At 34.3% G+C, this 24,288-nt stretch carries 22 protein-coding genes; 14 read left to right on the top strand and 8 right to left on the bottom strand.

Going from position 1 to position 24,288, the window contains the following annotated elements:
* The first annotated feature begins 220 nt into the window (after positions 1 to 220).
* The 4 genes from NSS86_RS12085 (at position 221) to NSS86_RS12070 (ending at position 4,374) form a co-directional block, all read left to right on the top strand.
* Positions 221 to 1,591 (top strand): CitMHS family transporter, encoded by a 1,371-nt coding sequence (locus NSS86_RS12085; protein WP_001083499.1) that lies wholly within the window; start codon positions 221 to 223, stop codon positions 1,589 to 1,591.
* Between the two features lie 189 nt (positions 1,592 to 1,780).
* The gene (gene nrdD / locus NSS86_RS12080; RefSeq protein ID WP_001071729.1) at positions 1,781 to 3,631 is read left to right on the top strand and encodes an anaerobic ribonucleoside-triphosphate reductase; all 1,851 of its coding nucleotides are present in this window, start codon (positions 1,781 to 1,783) and stop codon (positions 3,629 to 3,631) included.
* Positions 3,628 to 4,164 (top strand): anaerobic ribonucleoside-triphosphate reductase activating protein, encoded by a 537-nt coding sequence (gene nrdG, locus NSS86_RS12075; RefSeq protein ID WP_000173331.1) that lies wholly within the window; start codon positions 3,628 to 3,630, stop codon positions 4,162 to 4,164. The genes nrdD and nrdG overlap by 4 nt, the downstream gene beginning before the upstream one ends.
* 99 nt (positions 4,165 to 4,263) lie before the next feature.
* Positions 4,264 to 4,374, top strand: a complete 111-nt coding sequence (locus NSS86_RS12070; protein ID WP_001791975.1) for a hypothetical protein — start codon at positions 4,264 to 4,266, stop codon at positions 4,372 to 4,374.
* A gap of 15 nt (positions 4,375 to 4,389) precedes the next feature.
* On the opposite strand, the gene NSS86_RS12065 is transcribed toward NSS86_RS12070, so the two are convergent.
* Positions 4,390 to 4,551 (bottom strand): hypothetical protein, encoded by a 162-nt coding sequence (locus NSS86_RS12065; protein ID WP_001791976.1) that lies wholly within the window; start codon positions 4,549 to 4,551, stop codon positions 4,390 to 4,392.
* Between the two features lie 131 nt (positions 4,552 to 4,682).
* Here NSS86_RS12065 and NSS86_RS12060 point away from each other — a divergent pair, with 131 nt between their 5' ends.
* Positions 4,683 to 6,305, top strand: coding sequence for a BCCT family transporter (locus NSS86_RS12060; protein ID WP_000711870.1), 1,623 nt, complete (start codon positions 4,683 to 4,685; stop codon positions 6,303 to 6,305).
* Between the two features lie 170 nt (positions 6,306 to 6,475).
* Here NSS86_RS12060 and NSS86_RS12055 read toward each other — a convergent pair whose 3' ends face one another.
* Positions 6,476 to 7,039, bottom strand: a complete 564-nt coding sequence (locus tag NSS86_RS12055) for a GbsR/MarR family transcriptional regulator (protein ID WP_000198598.1) — start codon at positions 7,037 to 7,039, stop codon at positions 6,476 to 6,478.
* 88 nt (positions 7,040 to 7,127) lie between these two features.
* A complete protein-coding gene (locus NSS86_RS12050) occupies positions 7,128 to 7,223 on the bottom strand; it encodes a hypothetical protein (protein ID WP_001789908.1) in 96 nt (31 codons plus the stop codon).
* Between the two features lie 68 nt (positions 7,224 to 7,291).
* Here NSS86_RS12050 and betB point away from each other — a divergent pair, with 68 nt between their 5' ends.
* The 5 genes from betB to NSS86_RS12025 all read left to right on the top strand — a co-directional run bounded on the left by betB (position 7,292) and on the right by NSS86_RS12025 (position 13,757).
* A complete protein-coding gene (gene betB, locus NSS86_RS12045) occupies positions 7,292 to 8,782 on the top strand; it encodes a betaine-aldehyde dehydrogenase (protein WP_000421713.1) in 1,491 nt (496 codons plus the stop codon).
* A 260-nt stretch (positions 8,783 to 9,042) separates the two neighbouring features.
* Entirely contained in the window at positions 9,043 to 10,752 is a 1,710-nt protein-coding gene (gene betA / locus NSS86_RS12040; RefSeq protein WP_000066521.1) for a choline dehydrogenase, read from the top strand.
* A 277-nt stretch (positions 10,753 to 11,029) separates the two neighbouring features.
* Positions 11,030 to 11,242 (top strand): sterile alpha motif-like domain-containing protein, encoded by a 213-nt coding sequence (locus tag NSS86_RS12035; protein ID WP_000011688.1) that lies wholly within the window; start codon positions 11,030 to 11,032, stop codon positions 11,240 to 11,242.
* A 279-nt stretch (positions 11,243 to 11,521) separates the two neighbouring features.
* The gene (locus NSS86_RS12030) at positions 11,522 to 11,965 is read left to right on the top strand and encodes an antibiotic biosynthesis monooxygenase (RefSeq protein ID WP_001028775.1); all 444 of its coding nucleotides are present in this window, start codon (positions 11,522 to 11,524) and stop codon (positions 11,963 to 11,965) included.
* A gap of 193 nt (positions 11,966 to 12,158) precedes the next feature.
* Positions 12,159 to 13,757, top strand: coding sequence for an AMP-binding protein (locus tag NSS86_RS12025; protein ID WP_001172341.1), 1,599 nt, complete (start codon positions 12,159 to 12,161; stop codon positions 13,755 to 13,757).
* A 59-nt stretch (positions 13,758 to 13,816) separates the two neighbouring features.
* Here NSS86_RS12025 and NSS86_RS12020 read toward each other — a convergent pair whose 3' ends face one another.
* The gene (locus NSS86_RS12020; RefSeq protein ID WP_001791980.1) at positions 13,817 to 14,146 is read right to left on the bottom strand and encodes a hypothetical protein; all 330 of its coding nucleotides are present in this window, start codon (positions 14,144 to 14,146) and stop codon (positions 13,817 to 13,819) included.
* A gap of 295 nt (positions 14,147 to 14,441) precedes the next feature.
* On the opposite strand from NSS86_RS12020, the gene lqo reads away from it, so the two are divergent.
* On the top strand, positions 14,442 to 15,938 hold the full coding sequence (gene lqo, locus NSS86_RS12015) for an L-lactate dehydrogenase (quinone) (RefSeq protein ID WP_001130051.1): 1,497 nt from the start codon (positions 14,442 to 14,444) through the stop codon (positions 15,936 to 15,938).
* Between the two features lie 193 nt (positions 15,939 to 16,131).
* Here lqo and NSS86_RS12010 read toward each other — a convergent pair whose 3' ends face one another.
* The gene (locus tag NSS86_RS12010; protein ID WP_001031409.1) at positions 16,132 to 17,022 is read right to left on the bottom strand and encodes a fructose bisphosphate aldolase; all 891 of its coding nucleotides are present in this window, start codon (positions 17,020 to 17,022) and stop codon (positions 16,132 to 16,134) included.
* Between the two features lie 122 nt (positions 17,023 to 17,144).
* Positions 17,145 to 17,561 (bottom strand): hypothetical protein, encoded by a 417-nt coding sequence (locus tag NSS86_RS12005; protein WP_001237629.1) that lies wholly within the window; start codon positions 17,559 to 17,561, stop codon positions 17,145 to 17,147.
* 257 nt (positions 17,562 to 17,818) lie between these two features.
* On the opposite strand from NSS86_RS12005, the gene NSS86_RS12000 reads away from it, so the two are divergent.
* Positions 17,819 to 19,156 (top strand): aspartate aminotransferase family protein, encoded by a 1,338-nt coding sequence (locus tag NSS86_RS12000; RefSeq protein ID WP_000030072.1) that lies wholly within the window; start codon positions 17,819 to 17,821, stop codon positions 19,154 to 19,156.
* Positions 19,157 to 19,236: 80 nt separating this feature from the next.
* Here the strand turns inward: NSS86_RS12000 and NSS86_RS11995 are convergent, their stop codons facing one another.
* Positions 19,237 to 20,685, bottom strand: coding sequence for an amino acid permease (locus NSS86_RS11995; RefSeq protein ID WP_000534425.1), 1,449 nt, complete (start codon positions 20,683 to 20,685; stop codon positions 19,237 to 19,239).
* 685 nt (positions 20,686 to 21,370) lie between these two features.
* On the opposite strand from NSS86_RS11995, the gene NSS86_RS11990 reads away from it, so the two are divergent.
* Together NSS86_RS11990 and budA are read left to right on the top strand one after the other, a co-directional pair.
* The gene (locus NSS86_RS11990) at positions 21,371 to 22,330 is read left to right on the top strand and encodes an L-lactate dehydrogenase (protein WP_000846636.1); all 960 of its coding nucleotides are present in this window, start codon (positions 21,371 to 21,373) and stop codon (positions 22,328 to 22,330) included.
* 277 nt (positions 22,331 to 22,607) lie between these two features.
* On the top strand, positions 22,608 to 23,312 hold the full coding sequence (gene budA, locus NSS86_RS11985; protein ID WP_000186117.1) for an acetolactate decarboxylase: 705 nt from the start codon (positions 22,608 to 22,610) through the stop codon (positions 23,310 to 23,312).
* 85 nt (positions 23,313 to 23,397) lie between these two features.
* On the opposite strand, the gene NSS86_RS11980 is transcribed toward budA, so the two are convergent.
* Positions 23,398 to 24,258, bottom strand: a complete 861-nt coding sequence (locus NSS86_RS11980) for an oxidoreductase (protein WP_000953572.1) — start codon at positions 24,256 to 24,258, stop codon at positions 23,398 to 23,400.
* Positions 24,259 to 24,288 lie beyond the last annotated feature (30 nt).

Below are 24,288 nucleotides of genomic sequence, written 5' to 3'. Positions count from 1 at the left end.
AAAAATGATAGATCAAAATGAAATACAGGACAGGATATACAAGGATTAGTCATGCCATGTTATCAAGTAGGAAAATCAAACTTCACTATTGATAGTTACGCAAAAAAGATTTTTTTGATAAAATGAGATAACTTAAATATAAAAAAATATATTAATTATAATATTTAAGTTAAAGAGGGGGATTATGTAAATTGTATTAAAAGTGGAGGGAGAAAATAATATGAATAGTGATAATATGTGGTTAACAGTAATGGGGCTCATTATTATTATTTCAATTGTAGGTTTACTCATTGCCAAAAAGATAAATCCAGTTGTAGGTATGACAATCATACCTTGCTTAGGGGCAATGATTTTAGGATATAGTGTGACAGATTTGGTTGGATTTTTTGCTAAAGGGTTAGATCAAGTCATCAACGTTGTTATTATGTTTATCTTTGCCATTATTTTCTTTGGCATCATGAACGATAGTGGTTTATTCAAGCCGCTTGTCAAACGCTTAATATTAATGACACGAGGCAATGTCGTCATTGTCTGTGCAATGACAGCTTTAATTGGCACAATAGCCCAATTAGATGGGGCCGGTGCGGTAACATTTTTGCTTTCTATTCCTGCATTATTACCTTTATATAAAGCGTTAAATATGAATAAATATTTATTGATTTTACTATTAGCATTAAGCGCGGCGATTATGAACATGGTACCTTGGGGAGGTCCAATGGCTCGTGTAGCTGCAGTGTTAAAAGCCAAAAGTGTCAATGAATTATGGTATGGATTAATACCTATTCAAATAATAGGTTTCATTCTTGTTATGTTGTTTGCGGTATATCTTGGATTTAAAGAACAGAAACGTATCAAAAAAGCAATAGAGAGAAATGAATTACCGCAAACACAAGATATAGATGTACATAAATTAGTTGAAGTATATGAACGAGATCAAGATGTAAGGTTTCCTGTAAAAGGACGTGCAAGAACAAAATCATGGATAAAATGGGTGAATACAGCTTTAACTTTAGCTGTTATTCTATCGATGTTAATAAATATTGCGCCACCTGAATTTGCATTCATGATAGGTGTCTCATTGGCGCTTGTTATTAATTTTAAATCAGTGGATGAACAAATGGAGCGATTAAGAGCGCATGCGCCGAATGCATTAATGATGGCTGCAGTGATTATTGCAGCAGGTATGTTTTTAGGTGTACTAAATGAAACCGGTATGCTTAAAGCGATTGCGACCAATTTAATCAAAGTGATTCCTGCAGAAGTAGGACCATACTTGCATATTATTGTAGGTTTACTTGGCGTACCATTAGATTTACTAACTAGCACAGACGCTTATTATTTTGCTGTGTTACCGATTGTCGAACAAACAGCAGGGCAATTTGGTGTACCGTCTGTATCAACAGCTTATTCAATGGTCATAGGGAATATTATAGGTACATTTGTCAGCCCATTTTCACCAGCCTTATGGTTGGCAATTGGTTTAGCAGAGGCAAACATGGGCACGTATATTAAGTATGCATTCTTTTGGATTTGGGGATTCGCCATCGTTATGTTAGTAATTGCAATGTTGATGGGCATTGTGACGATTTAAGTTGCATAAACATGTCGAAATGACAGAACAATTTTAAAAATTAATGAAATAATTGTGTAGAAATATGAATTTCACTAAATGTTAATAACTTTGTGACGTTTTAGTTAACAGACTAATAAAAATTTGAAAATACTATATATAGTGGTATAACGTAATGAGTAGACACAATATATAGGAAGAAGGGGTAAAATGAATCAAATCGAAGAAGCATTAACGGGTTTGATTTCTAAAGATCCTGCTATTGTTAACGAAAATGCCAACAAAGATAGTGATACATTTTCAACAATGAGAGATTTAACAGCAGGTATCGTTTCTAAATCTTACGCATTAAATTATTTATTACCAAAGCACGTTGCAGATGCACATCAAAGAGGGGACATACATTTTCACGACTTAGATTATCATCCATTCCAACCGTTAACAAACTGTTGTTTAATAGATGCTAAAAATATGCTACATAATGGATTTGAAATAGGCAACGCGAATGTAACTTCACCAAAATCAATACAAACTGCATCAGCGCAGCTTGTACAAATTATAGCCAATGTTTCCAGCAGTCAATATGGTGGCTGTACGGTTGACCGCGTTGACGAATTACTTAGTACATATGCACGACATAATGAAGAACAACATAGAAATATCGCAAAGCAATTTGTCAAAGAATCTGAAATTGATCGTTATGTTGATCAACAAGTCACTAAAGACATCAATGATGCGATTGAAAGTCTAGAATATGAAATTAATACCTTATATACATCTAATGGACAGACACCTTTTGTAACATTAGGATTCGGCTTAGGTACAGATCATTTAAGTCGCAAAATTCAACAAGCTATCTTAAATACTCGTATCAAAGGCTTAGGAAAAGACCGCACGACAGCGATTTTCCCAAAACTTGTATTTTCAATTAAAAAAGGAACCAACTTTAGTCCGCAAGATCCGAACTATGACATTAAACAACTAGCATTAAAGTGTTCAACGAAACGTATGTATCCAGATATTTTAAATTATGACAAACTCGTAGAAATATTAGGTGATTTCAAAGCGCCAATGGGTTGTCGTTCATTTTTACCAAGTTGGAAAGATGCGGAAGGTCATTTTGAAAATAATGGTCGTTGTAATCTTGGTGTTGTTACACTTAATTTACCTAGAATGGCATTAGAATCTGCCGGTAATATGACGAAATTCTGGGAAATCTTTTATGAACGTATCGATGTGTTACATGATGCATTACTTTATCGTATAAATCGTTTGAAAGATGCTGTACCGAATAACGCACCAATTTTATATAAAAGTGGCGCTTTTAACTATAAATTAAAAGAAACAGATGATGTTGCTGAGTTATTTAAAAATAAACGTGCAACGATTTCAATGGGCTATATAGGGTTGTATGAAACAGCTACTGTTTTCTATGGTCCAGACTGGGAAACATCTCAAGAAGCAAAAGCATTTACGCTTGAAATTCTTAAAGAAATGAAACGTTATCAAACGAAATGGACAGAATTATATGACATTTGGTTCAGTATTTACAGTACGCCGAGTGAATCGCTAACGGATCGTTTTTGTCGTTTAGACCAAGAGAGATTTGGAGATATTAAAGACATTACAGATAAAGGATATTATCAAAACTCTTTCCATTATGATGTACGTAAAGATGTTACACCTTTTGAAAAGTTAGATTTTGAAAAAGATTATCCTTATTATGCGAGTGGTGGTTTCATTCACTATTGTGAGTATCCGAAATTGCAACACAATTTGAAAGCACTAGAAGCGGTATGGGACTACTCTTATGACAAAGTTGGTTACTTAGGTACAAATATTCCGATTGATCATTGTTATGAATGTGATTACGATGGAGATTTTGAAGCAACTGAAAAAGGATTTAAATGCCCGAACTGTGGCAATGATAATCCTAAAACAGTTGATGTCGTTAAACGAACATGTGGTTACTTAGGCAATCCAGTTCAACGTCCAGTAATTAAAGGCCGTCATAAAGAAATTTGCGCACGAGTAAAACATATGAAAGCGCCTAAAGAATGACACTTTTAGACATTAAACAAGGACAAGGTTATATTGCTAAAATAGAATCAAATAGCTTTGTTGACGGTGAAGGAGTAAGATGCAGTGTTTATGTATCAGGATGTCCATTTAATTGTGTTGGATGTTATAACAAAGCCTCACAAAAGTTCAGATATGGCGAGAAATACACTGATGAAATATTAGCAGAAATATTAGATGATTGCGATCATGATTATATATCTGGGCTAAGTCTATTAGGTGGCGAACCATTTTGTAATTTGGATATTACATTAAATCTTGTCAAAGCATTTCGAGCACGTTTTGGAAATACAAAGACAATTTGGGTATGGACTGGATTTTTATATGAATATTTAGCAAATGATTGTACAGAACGTCGAGAGTTATTATCATACATTGACGTTTTAGTAGATGGTCTATTTATACAACACTTATTCAAACCTGATTTACCATATAAAGGTTCTTTAAATCAACGCATTATAGATGTACAACAATCACTCTCGCATGCGCGTATGATTGAATATATAGTTAGTTGAATATGTATTAGAAGTCAAGGTAACATTCGTTGCCTTGGCTTCTTTTTAGGTTAGGTACATAATTGAAAGTTAATAAAAGCAATTCTTTAGAAAAATATATTGATAGAATATGACCTAACAATCATTTTGATACCAATACTAAAAGTTGCATATCCGTTTTTTAAAAAAGTTGAAAGAAAAAAGTGGTACTTTAGTGGGAAGGAAGTCTAACTTTTTGGTAGCGTTTTACAATAAATAAATATTCGTTAAAAACGTATAAATATTCTTAAATGCCGTCCTAGTAAAATTTGTTAAATTCGTTAAATCATAACTTAACACAGCTGTTTTAGCGCTATTAAAGTTTTGTTTATTACGAGAAAAATTATATAAATATTCAATAATTGCCAAGTTTCAAATTGTATGAAATTTGCATTATTATTAAATATTAGTTATTGTCAATTTTGTGAATCAATATAATTATTACATTTTGAGATAAATCGAAACAGGATTCATAAAATTAATAATTAGGGGGAGCACAATTGAAAAAAGAGAAAGTTATGGACTGGACGACCTTTATAGGGACAGTAGCTGTACTTCTTTTTGCAGTTATACCTATGATGGCTTTTCCAAAAGCAAGTGAAGATATCATCACTGGTATTAATAGTGCCATTTCTGATTCAATTGGTTCGATATATTTATTTATGGGGCTGGCGATTTTTTGCTTTGTAATGTATATCGCATTTGGTAAATATGGTAATGTCACACTTGGTAAAGCAAGTGATAAACCAGAATTTAATACATTTACATGGGCGGCAATGCTGTTTTGTGCAGGCATAGGCTCTGATATTTTATACTGGGGCGTTATTGAATGGGCTTTTTACTATCAAGTTCCACCAAATGGCGCGAAAAGTATGAGTGATGAAGCACTCCAATATGCGACGCAATATGGTATGTTCCACTGGGGACCAATTGCTTGGGCTATTTACGTTTTACCAGCATTACCAATTGGTTATTTAGTGTTTGTTAAAAAACAACCGGTGTATAAAATTAGTCAAGCTTGTCGTCCGATTTTAAAAGGTCAAACAGATAAATTTGTAGGTAAAGTTGTAGATATCTTATTTATCTTTGGATTGCTAGGTGGTGCGGCAACATCACTAGCGTTAGGTGTGCCATTAATTTCTGCAGGCATAGAAAGATTAACTGGTTTAGATGGTAAAAATATGATTTTACGTTCGGCTATTTTATTAACGATTACGGTCATATTTGCTATTAGTTCATATACAGGATTGAAAAAAGGTATTCAAAAGTTAAGTGATATCAACGTTTGGCTATCATTTGTACTTTTAGCCTTTATATTTATTATTGGACCGACTGTTTTTATTATGGAAACGACAGTGACAGGGTTCGGAAATATGTTGAGAGATTTTTTCCATATGGCAACATGGTTAGAACCATTCGGTGGTATTAAAGGTCGAAAAGAAACGAATTTCCCACAAGACTGGACAATATTCTACTGGTCATGGTGGTTAGTATATGCGCCATTTATCGGTTTATTTATCGCTAGAATTTCAAAAGGTAGACGCCTTAAAGAAGTCGTGCTAGGAACAATTATTTATGGAACGCTTGGATGTGTATTATTCTTTGGTATTTTTGGTAACTATGCTGTGTATTTACAAATTTCTGGACAGTTTAATGTAACACAATATTTAAATACACATGGTACAGAGGCAACCATTATTGAAGTGGTGCATCATTTACCATTCCCATCATTGATGATTGTACTATTCTTAGTATCTGCTTTCTTATTCTTAGCAACAACATTTGATTCGGGTTCATATATTTTAGCGGCAGCATCTCAGAAAAAAGTGGTAGGCGAACCATTACGTGCCAATCGTTTATTCTGGGCATTTGCATTGTGCTTATTGCCATTTTCATTGATGCTAGTTGGTGGCGAACGTGCATTAGAAGTATTGAAAACTGCTTCAATACTGGCAAGTGTGCCATTAATTGTTATTTTTATTTTCATGATGATATCATTTTTAATCATTTTAGGGCGCGATAGAATTAAACTTGAAACGCGTGCTGAAAAATTAAAAGAAGTTGAACGTCGTTCATTGCGAATCGTTCAAGTATCAGAAGAAGAACAAGACGATAATTTATAATTCAAATAATGATGCATAAGATTTTGAATTTTATAAGTATATAATTGATTGTCATATAAAACAAAAACGGTAATTTCTATTTATTGAGATAGAAATTACCGTTTATTTCGTGGACCTATTGTATTGTTTTCATCATGCATAATCATCATTGCCGCTGTCCGAGGCTAATTTTAATTTTCAGAATCAGAAGGCTGTTCTGGAATTGGGAAATATTTGAAAATTTCACCGCTTTCAATCGCTTCGGTTAACTGTTCTAACCATTCGTAATAAACATGTGTATGATCAAGCTGAGCTTTAATTTTTTGTGCCTCTTGTGTTTCAGCTTCAGTTAAATCACTGCTTTCAAGTAATGGATTGATAATAGCTTGAGCATCTTTTACTGCTTCGACATTGATGTCAATTTCACGCTGAAATTTTTTAGTGAAAAAGTTTCGGAAAAAGATGAAAAAGTCTTTCTCGGCGATAAAATGTTGTTTGCGGCTTCCTCTCGTAAATTGTTGTTTAACAATATCAAATTCCTGCAATTTCTTAACGCCAGCACTCATACTTGGTTTGCTCATTTGCAATTGATGACGCATTTCATCAAGCGTCATACTGCCTTCAAACACCATAGTGCCATATAAGTTTCCTACACTTCTATTAGTGCCATACAAATCCATTGTCTGTCCAATTGAATTAATTACAATATCTTTTGCTTGTTCTAATTGTTGCTGTTTGTTCTGAGAACGAGTCATCATTGCACCTCCGTACATCATTTTGTTCACGTTAAAATAAATACTAATACATTATAAAACCTTTTCTAAAAAAAGACATTAAAAATATTTAAAGCATTAAAGTTAAATGTTTCGTTAAATAAAAATCTAACGAACTTACAAAACTTAATTCTTGAGTTGTTTTGTAAATTGACACATTTTTCATTTCTATGCTAACATAAGTTTGTAAAATTCGTTAAATAAAAATTTAACAAACTTAACGGAGGTTGTTGAATGGAACTTTTAAAACATTTATCTCAGCGTCAATATATTGATGGTGAGTGGGTTGAAAGCACGAATAAAAATACAAGAGATATTATCAATCCTTACAATCAAGAAGTGATATTTACGGTTTCTGAAGGGACAAAAGAGGATGCAGAACGTGCAATCTTAGCTGCAAGACGTGCGTTTGAGTCTGGTGAATGGTCGCAAGAAACTGCTGAAAAAAGAGGTAAAAAAGTACGTGCCATCGCGGACAAGATCAAAGAACATCGCGAAGCGTTAGCACGATTAGAAACATTAGATACTGGAAAAACGTTAGAAGAATCATATGCAGATATGGATGATATTCATAATGTGTTTATGTATTTTGCTGGATTAGCAGATAAAGATGGTGGCGAAATGATTGATTCACCAATTCCAGATACAGAAAGCAAAATTGTTAAAGAACCAGTAGGTGTAGTTACACAAATTACACCTTGGAATTATCCGTTATTACAAGCATCATGGAAAATTGCGCCAGCGCTTGCTACGGGTTGTTCACTAGTTATGAAACCAAGTGAAATTACACCATTAACAACAATACGTGTTTTTGAATTAATGGAAGAAGTTGGTTTCCCTAAAGGAACAATTAATCTTATTCTAGGTGCAGGTTCTGAAGTTGGTGACGTAATGTCAGGTCATAAAGAGGTTGACCTTGTATCATTTACAGGTGGCATTGAGACTGGTAAGCATATTATGAAAAATGCTGCTAATAATGTTACGAATATTGCCTTGGAACTTGGCGGTAAAAATCCAAACATTATCTTTGATGATGCTGATTTTGAATTGGCAGTAGACCAAGCGTTAAATGGTGGATATTTTCATGCAGGTCAAGTTTGTTCAGCAGGATCAAGAATATTAGTACAAAACAGTATTAAAGACAAATTTGAGCAAGCACTTATTGATCGCGTGAAAAAAATCAAATTAGGTAATGGTTTTGATGCTGATACTGAAATGGGACCAGTGATTTCAACAGAACATCGTAATAAGATCGAATCTTATATGGATGTAGCTAAAGCAGAAGGCGCAACAATTGCTGTTGGTGGTAAACGTCCAGATAGAGACGATTTAAAAGATGGTCTATTCTTCGAGCCAACAGTCATTACAAATTGTGATACGTCAATGCGTATTGTACAAGAAGAGGTTTTCGGACCTGTCGTTACTGTAGAAGGCTTTGAAACTGAACAAGAAGCGATTCAATTAGCGAATGATTCTATATATGGTTTAGCAGGTGCTGTATTTTCTAAAGATATTGGAAAAGCACAACGCGTTGCTAACAAGTTGAAACTTGGAACGGTGTGGATTAATGATTTCCATCCATATTTTGCACAAGCGCCATGGGGTGGATACAAACAATCAGGTATCGGTAGAGAATTAGGCAAAGAAGGCTTAGAAGAGTACCTTGTTTCAAAACACATTTTAACAAATACAAATCCACAATTAGTGAATTGGTTTAGCAAATAAAAATTAGATAAGGTGAGTGCCATTGTAAGAACACAAGACACTCACTTTGTTTTGTATAAGTGGCGAAATGTTGATTGATAATTTGGACTAAACGCAAAATGAATCATAGATTATTTCATGACTGTTAGTAACAATCGTAAAAGGAAAATCGAGTGTTTTGGTTAGCCAAGTTTAGCAATTCAACGATAACCAATCAGCCACTAACAAATATTTCATGCAATACTCACTTTGAAATACAACAAACTTTGGAGGTCATAACGATGAGTAACAAAAATAAATCATATGATTATGTCATCATTGGAGGAGGCAGTGCAGGTTCTGTACTAGGTAATCGTCTGAGTGAAGATAAAGATAAAGAAGTCTTAGTATTAGAAGCGGGTCGCAGTGATTATTTTTGGGATTTATTTATCCAAATGCCTGCTGCGTTAATGTTCCCTTCAGGCAATAAATTTTACGATTGGATTTATTCAACAGATGAAGAACCACATATGGGCGGTCGTAAAGTAGCACATGCCCGAGGTAAAGTTTTAGGTGGATCAAGTTCGATTAATGGCATGATTTATCAACGTGGTAATCCAATGGACTATGAAGGCTGGGCAGAACCAGAAGGTATGGAAACTTGGGATTTTGCGCACTGTTTACCGTATTTTAAAAAATTAGAAAAAACATACGGTGCAGCGCCTTATGATAAATTTAGAGGCCATGATGGACCAATTAAGTTAAAACGAGGGCCAGCAACGAATCCTTTATTCCAGTCATTCTTTGATGCAGGTGTTGAAGCAGGTTATCATAAAACACCTGATGTGAATGGATTTAGACAAGAAGGTTTTGGACCGTTCGATAGTCAAGTACATCGTGGTCGCCGAATGTCAGCTTCAAGAGCATATTTACATCCAGCGATGAAGCGTAAAAACTTAACCGTTGAAACACGTGCCTTTGTAACTGAAATTCATTATGAAGGTAGAAGAGCAACTGGTGTTACGTATAAGAAAAATGGCAAACTACATACCATCGATGCTAATGAAGTCATTTTGTCTGGTGGGGCATTCAATACGCCACAATTACTACAATTATCTGGTATCGGTGATTCAGAGTTCCTAAAATCAAAAGGCATTGAGCCACGTGTTCATTTACCAGGTGTGGGTGAAAACTTTGAAGATCACTTAGAGGTATACATTCAACATAAATGTAAGGAACCTGTATCATTACAGCCAAGCTTAGATATCAAGCGCATGCCATTTATTGGTTTACAATGGATTTTCACACGTACAGGTGCAGCAGCATCTAACCATTTTGAAGGTGGCGGATTTGTACGTTCAAATAACGAAGTTGATTATCCTAACTTAATGTTCCATTTCTTACCAATAGCTGTAAGATATGATGGTCAAAAGGCAGCGGTCGCACATGGTTATCAAGTTCACGTAGGACCAATGTATTCAAACTCTCGTGGTAGCTTGAAAATCAAATCTAAAGATCCATTCGAAAAACCAAGTATCCGCTTTAATTATTTATCAACAGAAGAAGATAAAAAAGAATGGGTAGAAGCAATTCGTGTAGCAAGAAATATCTTATCTCAAAAAGCAATGGATCCATTCAATGGTGGAGAAATTTCACCAGGACCAGAAGTGCAAACAGACGAAGAAATTCTTGATTGGGTTCGTAGAGATGGTGAAACAGCATTACACCCATCTTGTAGTGCTAAAATGGGTCCTGCTTCAGATCCAATGGCAGTAGTTGACCCGTTAACAATGAAAGTCCACGGTATGGAAAATTTACGTGTAGTTGATGCATCCGCTATGCCACGTACGACAAATGGCAATATACACGCACCTGTTTTAATGTTAGCTGAAAAAGCAGCAGACATTATACGTGGCAGAAAGCCTTTAGAGCCACAATATATTGATTATTATAAGCATGGTGTTCATGATGAAAATGAAGGTGCAATCGAAGTAAAACCATACGCTAAATAAATTTATATAGTAGACTCTTAGTCTGGCATCTATTGTATTGGTGCCAGACTTTTTTGCGTTTTATCTAAATGAGAAGTTAATGTGTTGTTTAAAAACGGTGTGTGAGTAAGTGAACTGAAAATAGAGTTAATTGTACATTGTGATGATTAATTGACCTAATTGGCAGACATTAAAAGAGTGTACAACCTTAAAAAGTTCACTAAATAGACATTTAATTGTGTTTTCTTGAAAGCTTTCGTGGTAGGATTTATATAAGTAAATTGAGAGAAGGAATACTATGAGCTTTTACGAATATATACAAACATTTAAAGATGATAAAACACCATTAGGCGAATTAGCGATTTGGATTAAAGAAGATGATTCATTCCCAAAACAAGAGAAGCTAACAGAAAACATTTTGTCTTATTTTCATCAAATGTCCAATATAGATCATGAGTTTTTAGAAATTGTAAAAAGATCACTTTCTCTGTATGATCAATTAAAATCGTAAAATCAGAAATAAAGTTAGCTAAAATAAAAGGCCGGTGATTTCACAGATGAAGTTGTCGGCTATTTTCATGACTAATGTTAAATAATGATCATGAAATTGAAGACACAAAAATAGTGGGCGACTCCTGTCCCCATTTGCATGAAATATTAATACTTTTTACAAAGTCTTATCTTTTAAAAAGAAGCCAAACTATGATTGTAATTAATAAATACGGGAATGAATTAGTCATAGATATAAAGTAATATGACCAAAAATATAAATGAAATGAAGGCATTTATTATGAACATTTATGATGAATATAGAAGTTATTTAATAGAAGAACTGGATGATTGTCTCACAATACAAAAAAATAATGACACTGCATATTACGATGTGCTAGAAGCGATAAATGATTTATCAAATGATTCATTATGTGTGTTAAATCATTTATATATTAACGAAGGACAAGAAGAAACATTCGAGCAAAAATTTTTGCAACGTAATAAGCATTTAAAAAACGTTGATGGGTTTAAAGCATTAAGGTTTTTAAGACCTAGAACAGCTGGTAGACACTATATCATTATTACGCTGTGGGAAAATAGGCAAGCATTTTATCATTGGCAAAATTCAGCTGAGTACAAGCATACACACAAGCATCGTGGCACTTCGAAAGGTGCAGATGTAAAAATAATTAATCGTGAATTATCATACAATATTCGTATTGAATTAGCTGATATGGTCTAGCCCGAGATATCAACCCTCAATCATTTGAAAGTCCTTGAATGCTACGTCATGGCAAAGTGTAGTGCCGAGGACTTTGGTATTTAACCCTATTTAATTGAAAATTCTGTAAAGATAGGCGTATGATATATATAATTCATTTATAAAATTACAATGTTCATCACAGGGAAAGTGGATGTATGAAAGGAAGTTAGTTATGCAAAAGTCAGCTCTATTCGCGCCTGAAAAATATAACATTATTTCGGAAATCGAAAAATATAGCCACATACCAGATAAAAAGGCAATTTTATATCATAATACTGAAGGCGAAGATATATCAGTCACTTACCAACAGCTCATTGAACAGTCTAATAAAGTAGGTAATGTTTTAGCATCGCACGGTTTATCTAAAGGCGATAAAGTACTCATTATGATGCCACGATCTATTGCGACGTATGAATTATATATTGCTGCTTTAAAATTAGGTGTTGCAATCATTCCATGTTCTGAAATGCTAAGAACTAAAGATTTACAATACCGTATCACGCACGGTGAAATAAATGCAGTTATTGCACTAGAGCCATTCACAGTTGAATTTGAAAAAATTAAAGAATATGATGCGTTAACTAAATTTGTTATTGCCGGTCAAAAAGATGGATGGATTTCACTTGAAGCTGAAAAAGAAAACGCAAGTAACAAACTAGAAATGGCAGATACGACGCGTGATGATATGGCGATTCTGTCATATACATCTGGTACAACTGGCAATCCTAAAGCCGTTACACATTGTCATGGATGGGGATTTGCACATTTACAAATGGCACCAAAACATTGGTTATGTATTAATGAAGATGACTTAGTTTGGGCAACAGCAGCACCAGGTTGGCAAAAATGGGTATGGAGTCCTTTCTTATCTGTATTAGGTTCAGGTGCAACTGCTTTTGTATTTAATGGAAGGTTCAGTCCTGAAACATACTTAGAATTGCTTCAAAAATATCAAATTAATGTTTTATGTTGTACACCGACAGAATATCGTATGATGGCTAAATTACAGAACTTAAATGATTATGACTTAACGCATTTACATAGTGCCGTTTCTGCAGGTGAGCCACTAAATCGAGAAGTAGTTGAACAATTCAAGAAATACTTTAATTTAACTGTAAGAGATGGATATGGCCAGACTGAAAGTACCTTGCTTATAGGCTTTTTAAAAGATACACCACAGAGGATTGGATCAATGGGTAAAGGCATTCCAGGTAGTTCGGTCACTGTAGTAGATGATGAGGGGAATAGCGTACCTGCTAATACGAAAGGGAATATTGCAGTACCACTTGATTTGCCAGCACTTTTCAAAGGGTATTATAAAGAGCCAGAACGTACGGCGAAAGCGCAAACAGGTAAATACTACATCACTGGTGACTTAGCTCATGTAGATGATGATGGTTATTTCTGGTTTGAAGGACGTCGAGATGACATTATTATTAGTTCAGGCTATACGATTGGGCCTTTTGAAGTTGAAGATGCGTTAACGAATCATCCAGCCGTTAAAGAATGTGCTGTAGTAGCAAAACCTCATGATATACGAGGAAATATTGTTAAAGCATTCGTTATTTTACAGGACCATACTGCGGGTGATGATACGTTAGTTAAAGAACTACAACAATTTGTTAAAAATGAAGTTGCACCATATAAATATCCGAGAGAGATTGAATTCGTTGACGACTTACCAAAAACAAACTCAGGTAAAATTCGTCGTGTTGAACTACGAGATTCTGAAATAGAAAAATGGCAACAACAAAAAGATAGCAATCAATAAACATAGCAAAGCAGTCCAATGCGTAAGGTATGATGATACGCACTGGACTGCTTGTTTATTTATGATGTTCTTTGTCGTCTAGTTATAAATATTAAAATTAGTTTAGAAACAAGCGCAACCAGTATTAAGAATGAGAAAATATAAGATGTTAAACCTCGAATATCCCAGTTTAATAAAAACACATTACTATCACCGGCATTAAGTTGAAACTCAGTATGTGTTAGAACGATAATTACAATACCTATAAGTGCAAGATTCAAAATAATTTTCAATATTAAAGGTAATTGTAATGTTTTTCTTGGATGCAGATATTGAATCTCCTTTTTATGATTGATTTTACACTTATATTGTATCAAAATAGAGTATAGGTTTAAAATGCTATAAGCCAAATGTAGATTAAAACAATCGTTAGCTATTTGTTGTCAAATAATTATGATTGATTTGATATTTATCTTCTATGAATAAAAGATTTAATATATTGCAAAGTTAATGAATAATTATAATTTACATTTACCACTGCTTGCTTTAACATATACATGTAAGCACTAACTATAGTATTTTGTTACAGCGTATCAATTAAAACAGGAAGTTATCTATGGCGTTGATATTTTAAAGAAATATGTCAGTTTTATGTAACTTTCATATTGATGATACACATTTACAATTTTTGGAGAGGTGAAACCAATGGCTAAGTCTAATAGTAAAGACATCGTTTTAATTGGAGCCGGTGTACTTAGCACAACATTTGGTTCAATGTTAAAAGAAATTGAGCCAGACTGGAATATCCACGTTTACGAACGCTTGGATCGTCCTGCAATCGAAAGTTCAAACGAAAGAAATAATGCTGGTACGGGTCATGCAGCATTATGTGAGTTGAACTACACAGTTTTACAACCTGATGGTTCTATCGACATCGAAAAAGCGAAAGTGATTAACGAAGAGTTTGAGATTTCAAAACAATTCTGGGGTCACTTAGTGAAAAGCGGTAGCATCGAGAACCCAAGAGAATTTATCAATCCATTACCACACATCAGTTATGTTAGAGGTAAAAACAATGTTAAATTCTTAAAAGATCGTTACGAAGCGATGAAAGCTTTCCCTATGTTCGATAATATCGAATATACTGAAGACATCGAAGTAATGAAAAAATGGATTCCATTGATGATGAAAGGCCGTGAAGATAACCCTGGTATCATGGCGGCAAGTAAAATTGACGAAGGTACAGATGTAAACTTCGGTGAATTAACACGTAAAATGGCTAAAAGCATTGAAGCACATCCAAATGCTACAGTGCAATTTAACCATGAAGTTGTTGATTTTGAACAATTATCAAATGGTCAATGGGAAGTTACTGTTAAAAATCGCCTAACTGGTGAGAAATTCAAACAAGTAACTGACTATGTATTCATCGGTGCTGGCGGTGGAGCGATTCCATTATTACAAAAAACAGGTATCCCTGAAAGTAAACATTTGGGTGGATTCCCTATCAGTGGTCAATTCTTAGCTTGTACAAACCCACAAGTTATTGAACAACACGATGCCAAAGTTTATGGTAAAGAGCCACCTGGTACACCACCAATGACTGTACCTCATTTAGATACGCGTTACATTGATGGTCAAAGAACATTATTATTTGGACCATTTGCTAATGTTGGACCTAAATTCTTGAAAAATGGTTCTAACTTAGATTTATTCAAGTCTGTTAAAACATACAACATTACAACTTTATTAGCAGCAGCAGTTAAAAACTTACCTTTAATTAAATACTCATTTGATCAAGTGATTATGACAAAAGAAGGTTGTATGAACCACTTACGTACTTTCTATCCAGAAGCACGTAATGAAGATTGGCAATTATACACTGCTGGTAAACGTGTACAAGTTATCAAAGATACACCTGAACACGGTAAAGGATTCATCCAATTCGGTACAGAAGTGGTTAACTCACAAGACCACACTGTAATTGCATTATTAGGTGAATCACCAGGGGCTTCAACTTCAGTTTCAGTTGCGTTAGAAGTATTAGAACGTAACTTCCCTGAATACAAAACTGAATGGGCACCTAAAATCAAGAAAATGATTCCATCATACGGTGAATCATTAATTGAAGACGAAAAATTAATGAGAAAAATCCGTAAACAAACTTCAAAAGACTTAGAATTAGGTTACTACGAAAACTAAATTCTAATAGCTATATTTAAAATCGGACAACTGAGAAATCTTAAAGATTTTTCAGCTGTCCGATTTTTTTACGTAATCTAATACATACGGCAAATTCAACTTTAATCAAAAAAGACTCATACACAATGCCCTTAAAGCACATGTATGAGTCCTTTTTAGTAGTTTATATCAAAAAATACGTTTAATGTATAAATTAGTTTTTGTTTACAGATGCGTCGTAGATTGATTCTACAGCATCACCTAAAGCTTTATCGAATTCTTCTTTAGATTGATCAGCTCTTAAATCACTAGCTAATGCACGTGAGAAACTTGCGATAAGTTCATCGTTATCTTTAAGTAATTCATTTGCTTTTTCTCTGCTGTAACCACCTGATAATACAACGACACGAACAACATTAGGATGTTCAGCTAACTCTTTGTATAAGTTTGGTTCAGTAGGAATTGTTAATTTCAACATTACTAATTGATCAGCATTTAAGCTATCTAAACCTTTTTTAAGTTCAGCTTTTAATACTTTTTCAATTTCAGCTTTGTCTTTTGCATTAATATTAACTTCTGGTTCGATAATTGGCACTAAACCTTTAGCAATAATTTGTTTAGCAACTTCAAATTGTTGTTCAACAACGTCTTTGATACCTTGCTCATTTAATTCTAAAATGTTAGAACGCATTTTTGTACCAAAAATGTGACGTTCGTTTGCACGGTCTAATAAACTGTCTAAGTTGTCGATTGGTTTCATTAATTGAACACCATTTTGCTCTTCAGCAAGACCTTTGTCTACTTTTAAGAACGGAACAACACCTTTATCAGCTAAGTAATCTGCAGTGTATTTGCCTTCTACTTCGCGATCCATTGTTTGTTCGAAAAGAATAGCACCCAAAATTTTATCTGGTGAGAATGAAGGTGAAGTTACCACACGTGTACGCATATCGTGAACAAGTTGGAACATTTCGTCTTCATTGCTATATTGATCTTCGTTTACACCATATTCTTTAAGTGCTTTTGGTGTACTACCACCACTTTGGTCTAATGCGGCAATAAAGCCTTTTCCATTTTTCATTTTTTCTAATTGCTCTTTATTCATACTTTCCACTCCTTAACTTTTCAATACACCTCCAGTATGATAAAAATGAGAACATTTCTCAAGTCATAAACCTTGAAAAGTGTATAAAATGTGAAAAATAATTGTCAGTTTAATTAAAAATATTATTTTATTCTAGGTATGACTAACGCCATTAATGACATAAAGAAAATATGTGTAATAATCCAACCGATTAATTCTGTCACACTAAATTGAAAAATTGGACGTTGCGCAATAAATACTAAAAAGGGATACAATGCTATAAATAAGAAAAATAAAGGGATATAACATAGATAGTAAAGCCTTTTAGAAGTATGAAACAGCAACACAAATACAAAATAAATGACGCTACCAATTAGTAAGTGACATATTATTTCTAGAATATATGGTGTATTGTCAGAAGGAATTAGAAAATCTAAATTCAATAATAAAGCTTTTAAATGTGATTGATTGCTTATTAAGTCAAACAACATGGTCATCCATAGCAACATGAATGATATGAAAATAGCAGCAATGAAATGGAACAATACTTTTAAACGCATTCGTATCACCTCAGAGTCAAATGGAATATAGTAAACAATTCCCTAATCGAACAAAATTATGCGCATAAACAAAGTAGATTGATATAAAATTCTTAATTATCAGAATATATTTACAAATCTGAATTTTATTAGTATATTGGATAGTATTCATAGAGGCATGACGGTATTTGAGCAGGATTTTAAATCGGATTTTATAATCGATTTAAGAGAGGCCACTTTGCTTGCACATTAATACTGTCAATGGGAGGGGAATGTATATGAGTAAAGCACATCAATTAATTCAAGAGGATGAACATTATTTTGCGAAATCAGGACGTATTAAATATTATCCGTTAGTGATTGATCATGGATATGGAGCAACATTGGTTGATATTGAGGGGAAGACATATATCGATTTGTTATCGAGTGCAAGTTCTCAAAACGTAGGTCATGCACCTAGAGAAGTAACAGAAGCGATAAAGGCACAAGTTGATAAATTTATTCATTATACACCAGCATATATGTATCATGAACCGTTGGTACGTTTAGCTAAGAAGCTTTGTGAGCTTGCACCTGGAGATTTTGAAAAAAGAGTGACCTTCGGATTAACCGGATCAGACGCAAATGATGGCATCATTAAATTTGCCAGAGCATATACAGGGCGTCCTTATATCATTAGTTTCACTAATGCATATCATGGTTCAACTTTTGGCTCATTGTCTATGTCAGCTATTAGTTTAAATATGCGCAAACATTATGGTCCGTTATTGAATGGTTTTTATCATATTCCGTTTCCAGATAAATATCGTGGTATGTACGAGCAGCCACAAGCTAATTCAGTAGAAGAATATTTAGCACCCTTAAAAGAAATGTTTGCGAAATATGTACCTGCTGACGAAGTAGCATGTATTGTTATTGAAACGATACAAGGCGATGGTGGACTTTTAGAACCAGTTCCAGGGTATTTTGAAGCGTTAGAAAAGATTTGTCGTGAACATGGTATTTTAATCGCTGTCGATGATATTCAACAAGGTTTTGGGCGAACAGGTACATGGAGTTCAGTCTCGCATTTTAATTTTACGCCTGATTTAATCACTTTCGGAAAATCCTTAGCAGGTGGTATGCCCATGTCAGCAATTGTTGGACGCAAAGAGATTATGAATTGTTTAGAAGCACCAGCACATTTATTTACAACAGGTGCTAATCCAGTTAGTTGTGAAGCTGCATTAGCCACAATTCAAATGATTGAAGATCAGTCGCTTCTTCAGGCTAGTGCGGAAAAAGGGGAATATGTTAGGAAACGAATGGATCAATGGGTATCTAAATACAATAGTGTAGGCGATGTTAGAGGTAAAGGTCTGAGCATTGGTATTGATATTGTTTCCGACAAAAAACTCAAAACACGTGATGCCAGTGCGGCACTTAAAATTTGTAATTACTGCTTTGAGCATGGCGTAGTTATTATAGCTGTAGCAGGAAATGTGTTGCGATTCCAACCGCCATTGGTGATAACATATGAGCAATTAGACACGGCGTTAAACACTATAGAAGATGCACTGACTGCTTTGGAAGCAGGTAACTTAGATCAATATGACATATCTGGACAAGGTTGGTAATAGCGATTATCTTAATATAAAATAAAAAATCATTTCCACATCTGGATGTTAATCAGATGGGAAATGATTTTTTTGATTTTTTATTTTGGTGGGTGGTATTCAGCTACATCATTTTTCTTAGAATGTCTAAGTCCATAACTTAAATATAGAATGATACCAACAATAAACCAAATTAAAGTGTATAATTTCGCTTCGAATCCTAATCCCCAGAATACTAGCAATACTAAAACAAATGTAATTGCTGGTAACACAGGATATAAAGGTAATTTAAATGCAGGAATTGGTAGATCTTTACCTTCACGCTTTCTCAAACGATACATTGCTAATGAAACGAACATAAATGCAACAAGTGTACCTGCTGAAATTAATTGTGCTAAAAATGCGAATGGGAACATAGAACCAATTAAAACACCAATAATAGTAAGTATAACTAGTGCGCGATTAGGTAAATGTTTGTCGTTTAAATGGCTTAACCATGAAGGTAATAAGCCGTCACGTCCAAATGAATAAAGTAAACGTGAGCCTGCTAACATCATACCAATTAATGCTGTAAACATACCGATAACAGAGATAGCTTGAACAATAGCTGCTACAACACCATGACCACTTTGACGTAAAGCCCAACCAACAGGTTCAGCATTGTTTGCGTATTGTGAGTAATGGAACATACCAACTAACACAAGTGCTACAGCAATAAATAATACGATAGCAACACTTAAAGAACCAAGAATACCTCTAGGCATTGTCTTTTGAGGGTCAAGTGCTTCTGCTGAGTTTGCTGCGATAGAATCGAAACCGATATACGCTAAGAAAATCATTGAAACACCAGCATATATGCCTTGCCATCCACCAAAGTCACCTGTAGCAGTTACTTTGTGTTCTGGAATAAATGGCACATAGTTACTAACATTTATTGCTGTTAAACCTACGATGACAAATAAAATAATAGCTAATACTTTTAAAATAACTAAAATGTTTTCCATACGTGCTGCTTCTGACATACCACGTGATAGTAATAATGCAGTTAATAAAATAACGATAGCAGCAATAATATCGATAAAACCGCCATTCGTACCAAATGGATTTGATAATGCTGCAGGTAATTCGATGCCAATTGGTTTCACAAGTCCGCGTAAATTCGCTGAGAATCCTGATGCAACAAAGGCTACGGCGATAAAATATTCAGCTAATAGAGCCCAACCGGCAACCCATCCAAAAAATTCACCAAATAATACATTGACCCAAGAATAGGCTGAACCTGCAAATGGCATAGCGGCAGCCATTTCTGCATAAGTAAATGCAACTAAACCAGCAACAATAGCAGCGAGTAAGAATGATAACGCAACGGCCGGTCCTGCATGTTCTGCAGCAACAATGCCAGGTAGCGTAAAGATAGATGTCGATACAATTGTTCCTACACCTAAAGCTAAGAAATCACGCACCCGAAGTGTACGCTTTAAATGACCATCTTTATTTTGATAGATAGCCGGATCCTCTTTTCGTGCTATTTTATTGAAAAAACTTCCCATAAACTTTCCTCCCAAACATTCATAAACAATTCTATACGGTGTTTTTTAATATGTTATATCATAGCACAAATAATCAATATTTTGTCTAAAAATTCTGAAAAATCACAACTTTATGTTACGTATTAATGACTTGTCTTGATAACATCCATAGATTTTTTAAATGATAAAACTGATTATAACAGATATTAAATGAATAAGTACTATTTTTGCTAATTTTCTAACAATTTTGCACATTATATTTTTAAAATCAATTTCATGTTTATGTCTGATTGGCTAGTTTGTATGAAATGTAATTCTTTGACTATAAAATGATGCATCAAATATGATGAGGGTAAGGCGGAAAATAGGAGGTTATATAGTAAGTCATTTAAGTCGAATAGCCATCCTTTTTAAAATGAAAAAAATAGAAAGCTCAATAGTTTGTTAAAGGCTTTAAATAGCGTCATTACGCAATTTTAGAATGCTAAAAATTGTCACAAATTTCAAATTACGTGCTAAAGCTTGAGATATCAATATTTATTGGCGATAGAGTGTAATTTGACTCCGCTTACATCTCAGTTTTATGTTTGTAATTTGGTAGCATAATATTATAATAAAATAAAATTGTTAATCTTTAATTTCAGTATAGATATTTTTACGTGTAGTCACGTGTAAAATAAATTCAATTAGGTTAGGAGACATAATTATGAAAACATTTGGTAAAAAGGTTGTATTAATCGGAGATGGATCTGTAGGATCAAGCTATGCCTTTGCAATGGTTACGCAAGGTGTTGCTGATGAATTTGTAATTATTGACATTGCAAAAGACAAAGTAAAAGCAGATGTTCAAGATTTAAACCATGGTACAGTCCACAGTCCTTCACCAGTTGATGTGAAAGCAGGTGAATACGAAGACTGTAAAGATGCAGATTTAGTTGTTATTACAGCTGGTGCACCTCAAAAGCCAGGTGAAACACGTTTACAATTAGTTGAAAAAAATACTAAGATTATGAAGAGCATTGTTAAGAGTGTTATGGATAGCGGCTTTGATGGATATTTCTTAATCGCGGCAAACCCTGTTGACATTTTAACAAGATTTGTAAAAGAATATACTGGTTTACCAGCAGAGCGTGTTATCGGTTCAGGTACTGTATTGGACAGTGCACGTTTACAATATTTAATTAGCCAAGAACTTGGTGTTGCACCTTCAAGTGTTGACGCTAGTATTATTGGTGAGCATGGTGATACTGAACTTGCAGTTTGGTCACAAGCAAATGTAGCAGGTATTTCAGTATATGACACATTAAAAGAACAAACTGGTAGCGAAGCTAAAGCGGAAGAAATTTATGTAAATACACGTGACGCTGCTTATGAAATTATCCAAGCTAAAGGGTCAACATACTATGGAATTGCATTAGCATTGATGCGCATTTCAAAAGCCATTTTAAATAATGAAAATAATGTCTTAAATGTTTCTATACAATTAGATGGTCAATATGGTGGTCACAAAGGCGTTTACCTAGGTGTACCAACATTAGTTAACCAACATGGCGCAGTTAAAATTTATGAAATGCCATTAAGTGCCGAAGAACAAGCGTTGTTCGATAAATCTGTTAAAATATTAGAAGATACATTTGATTCAATTAAATATTTATTAGAAGACTAAGCCTATTTTAAGTATTAATTAGAAATATATTAATGGTAAGAGGATCTATTAGTGTTGCAGTAACATGTGGCACTGATAGATCCATTTTTTTAGCAAGCATTGATAGAGGCAATACTTTTGCGTAAAATAATAATTGAATAAAGTATTATGACTCGTGAAAATTTAGTGACATGAATCGAAATGCCGAGGCGTCATTGAGTATAAAGGAAAGTAGTTCTGCATTAAGCACGAAGTAGAGCATGACAACGAGGAATAACTATAGGGAGATGGTTTTGGAATGACGAATGTCTTGTATCAACATGGTACATTAGGTACGTTAATGGCTGGCTTACTAGAAGGAACAGCTACAATTAATGAATTGTTAGAACATGGGAATTTAGGGATTGCAACGTTAACAGGGTCTGATGGCGAAGTAATATTTTTAGACGGGAAGGCATATCATGCTAACGAGCATAAAGAATTTATAGAATTAAAAGGCGATGAGAAAGTACCGTATGCATCGATTACTAATTTTAAAGCGAGTAAGACATTTCCATTGCAACAATTATCACAAGATGATGTATTCGCACAAATTAAAAATGAAATGTTAAGTGAGAATTTATTTTCGGCTGTTAAAATTTATGGCACATTTAAACATATGCATGTACGAATGATGCCTGCTCAGCAACCGCCATATACACGTTTGATTGATTCAGCACGCAGACAACCTGAGGAAAAAAGACAAGATATTCGTGGTGCCATTGTTGGATTTTTTACACCAGAATTATTTCATGGCGTAGGGTCTGCTGGTTTTCATATACATTTTGCGGATGATGAAAGAGCTTATGGTGGACATGTTCTTGACTTTGAAGTGGATGACGTTGTCGTTGAGATACAAAACTTTGAAACATTCCAACAACATTTCCCGGTAAATAACGAGACGTTTGTTAAAGCGAAAATAGACTATAAAGATGTGGCAGAAGAAATTAGAGAAGCTGAATAGTCTAATATAATTAAAAGACCTTAGCGATATTAGGAACAGGTGGTTCTAAATGCATCGTTAAGGTCTTTTTATATTATATATGTGCTTACATATTTTGTTGATAAGCGCGTAAAAAGCTATAAATAGTATCAAGATATGGGGTGTCAAGATTGTGTTCACGTGCACGTCGATAAATAAAGCCTTGAATCGCTTCGACTTCAAGAGGTTGCTGATGCACAATGTCGTAATACATGCTCGTTCCCATTTCGTCGGGATAACCTTGATATATAGTCATAATAGTATCGACAGTTTGTTCTGAAAAGTTTAACCCCTCTGCCTGTGCAACACGACAACCATCTAGTAATAACTGTCTACACAGTATACGTATTTCAGGATTATGCATGATTGCAACTGTCTGTCTCCCGAGTGCTGTGATAGAATTAATGCCCAAGTTAACTAACAATTTATACCAAATAGCTTGTTGAATATTTGCTTCTAATACAATGTCGATTTGACTGTCTTGGACCAAATCTCTAAATTGTCGAGTTAATGCATTATCTTGTATACGTAATTGATAATCTCTGAAGTGCGTAACAACATCGCCTTTCTTTTGACCACTTATATAGACAACTGCTTGGCATACATTTTTAAATGGAATATGTTCGAGTTGACCATAACCATTTTGGGCTAAAATGATGAGCGTGTCCTCATGTGCAAGATAAGTTAAATGAGGAATAACGGCATCAAGTTGATGTGTTTTGACTGCAATAATAATAACATCAAATGTGTTTGTGACATCTTCATAACCTTTCACAACAATATCTTGTGCAGGTGCATGTGGTACAGTATAATATGTTATTGTTTTGGCGTGTCTCCCGATAAGCGTTGTATGAGGCAATGATTGTTGTAATTCATAGGCAATAGTTGTACCGACAGCGCCTGGGCCGATAATCGCAACTGATAACATCTTCTTCTTTCCTTTCTATAAAAGATTCAT

Source organism: Staphylococcus sp. FSL W8-0056 (genome assembly GCF_037963075.1).
Lineage (GTDB): Bacteria > Bacillota > Bacilli > Staphylococcales > Staphylococcaceae > Staphylococcus > Staphylococcus aureus.
Note: the sequence above shows the minus strand (reverse complement) of the source record. Positions and strands in the feature narration are given on the sequence as shown.

Excerpts from the sequence above, each read along its gene's own strand:
- NSS86_RS12085 (WP_001083499.1), top strand. The coding sequence starts at position 221 with ATGAATAGTGATAATATGTGGTTAACAGTAATGGGGCTCATTATTATT.
- nrdD (WP_001071729.1), top strand. The coding sequence starts at position 1,781 with ATGAATCAAATCGAAGAAGCATTAACGGGTTTGATTTCTAAAGATCCT.
- nrdG (WP_000173331.1), top strand. The coding sequence starts at position 3,628 with ATGACACTTTTAGACATTAAACAAGGACAAGGTTATATTGCTAAAATA.
- NSS86_RS12055 (WP_000198598.1), bottom strand. The coding sequence starts at position 7,039 with ATGACTCGTTCTCAGAACAAACAGCAACAATTAGAACAAGCAAAAGAT.
- NSS86_RS12050 (WP_001789908.1), bottom strand. The coding sequence starts at position 7,223 with ATGAAAAATGTGTCAATTTACAAAACAACTCAAGAATTAAGTTTTGTA.
- betB (WP_000421713.1), top strand. The coding sequence starts at position 7,292 with ATGGAACTTTTAAAACATTTATCTCAGCGTCAATATATTGATGGTGAG.
- betA (WP_000066521.1), top strand. The coding sequence starts at position 9,043 with ATGAGTAACAAAAATAAATCATATGATTATGTCATCATTGGAGGAGGC.
- NSS86_RS12035 (WP_000011688.1), top strand. The coding sequence starts at position 11,030 with ATGAGCTTTTACGAATATATACAAACATTTAAAGATGATAAAACACCA.
- NSS86_RS12030 (WP_001028775.1), top strand. The coding sequence starts at position 11,522 with ATGAACATTTATGATGAATATAGAAGTTATTTAATAGAAGAACTGGAT.
- NSS86_RS12025 (WP_001172341.1), top strand. The coding sequence starts at position 12,159 with ATGCAAAAGTCAGCTCTATTCGCGCCTGAAAAATATAACATTATTTCG.
- lqo (WP_001130051.1), top strand. The coding sequence starts at position 14,442 with ATGGCTAAGTCTAATAGTAAAGACATCGTTTTAATTGGAGCCGGTGTA.
- NSS86_RS12010 (WP_001031409.1), bottom strand. The coding sequence starts at position 17,022 with ATGAATAAAGAGCAATTAGAAAAAATGAAAAATGGAAAAGGCTTTATT.
- NSS86_RS12005 (WP_001237629.1), bottom strand. The coding sequence starts at position 17,561 with ATGCGTTTAAAAGTATTGTTCCATTTCATTGCTGCTATTTTCATATCA.
- NSS86_RS12000 (WP_000030072.1), top strand. The coding sequence starts at position 17,819 with ATGAGTAAAGCACATCAATTAATTCAAGAGGATGAACATTATTTTGCG.
- NSS86_RS11995 (WP_000534425.1), bottom strand. The coding sequence starts at position 20,685 with ATGGGAAGTTTTTTCAATAAAATAGCACGAAAAGAGGATCCGGCTATC.
- NSS86_RS11990 (WP_000846636.1), top strand. The coding sequence starts at position 21,371 with ATGAAAACATTTGGTAAAAAGGTTGTATTAATCGGAGATGGATCTGTA.
- budA (WP_000186117.1), top strand. The coding sequence starts at position 22,608 with ATGACGAATGTCTTGTATCAACATGGTACATTAGGTACGTTAATGGCT.
- NSS86_RS11980 (WP_000953572.1), bottom strand. The coding sequence starts at position 24,258 with ATGTTATCAGTTGCGATTATCGGCCCAGGCGCTGTCGGTACAACTATT.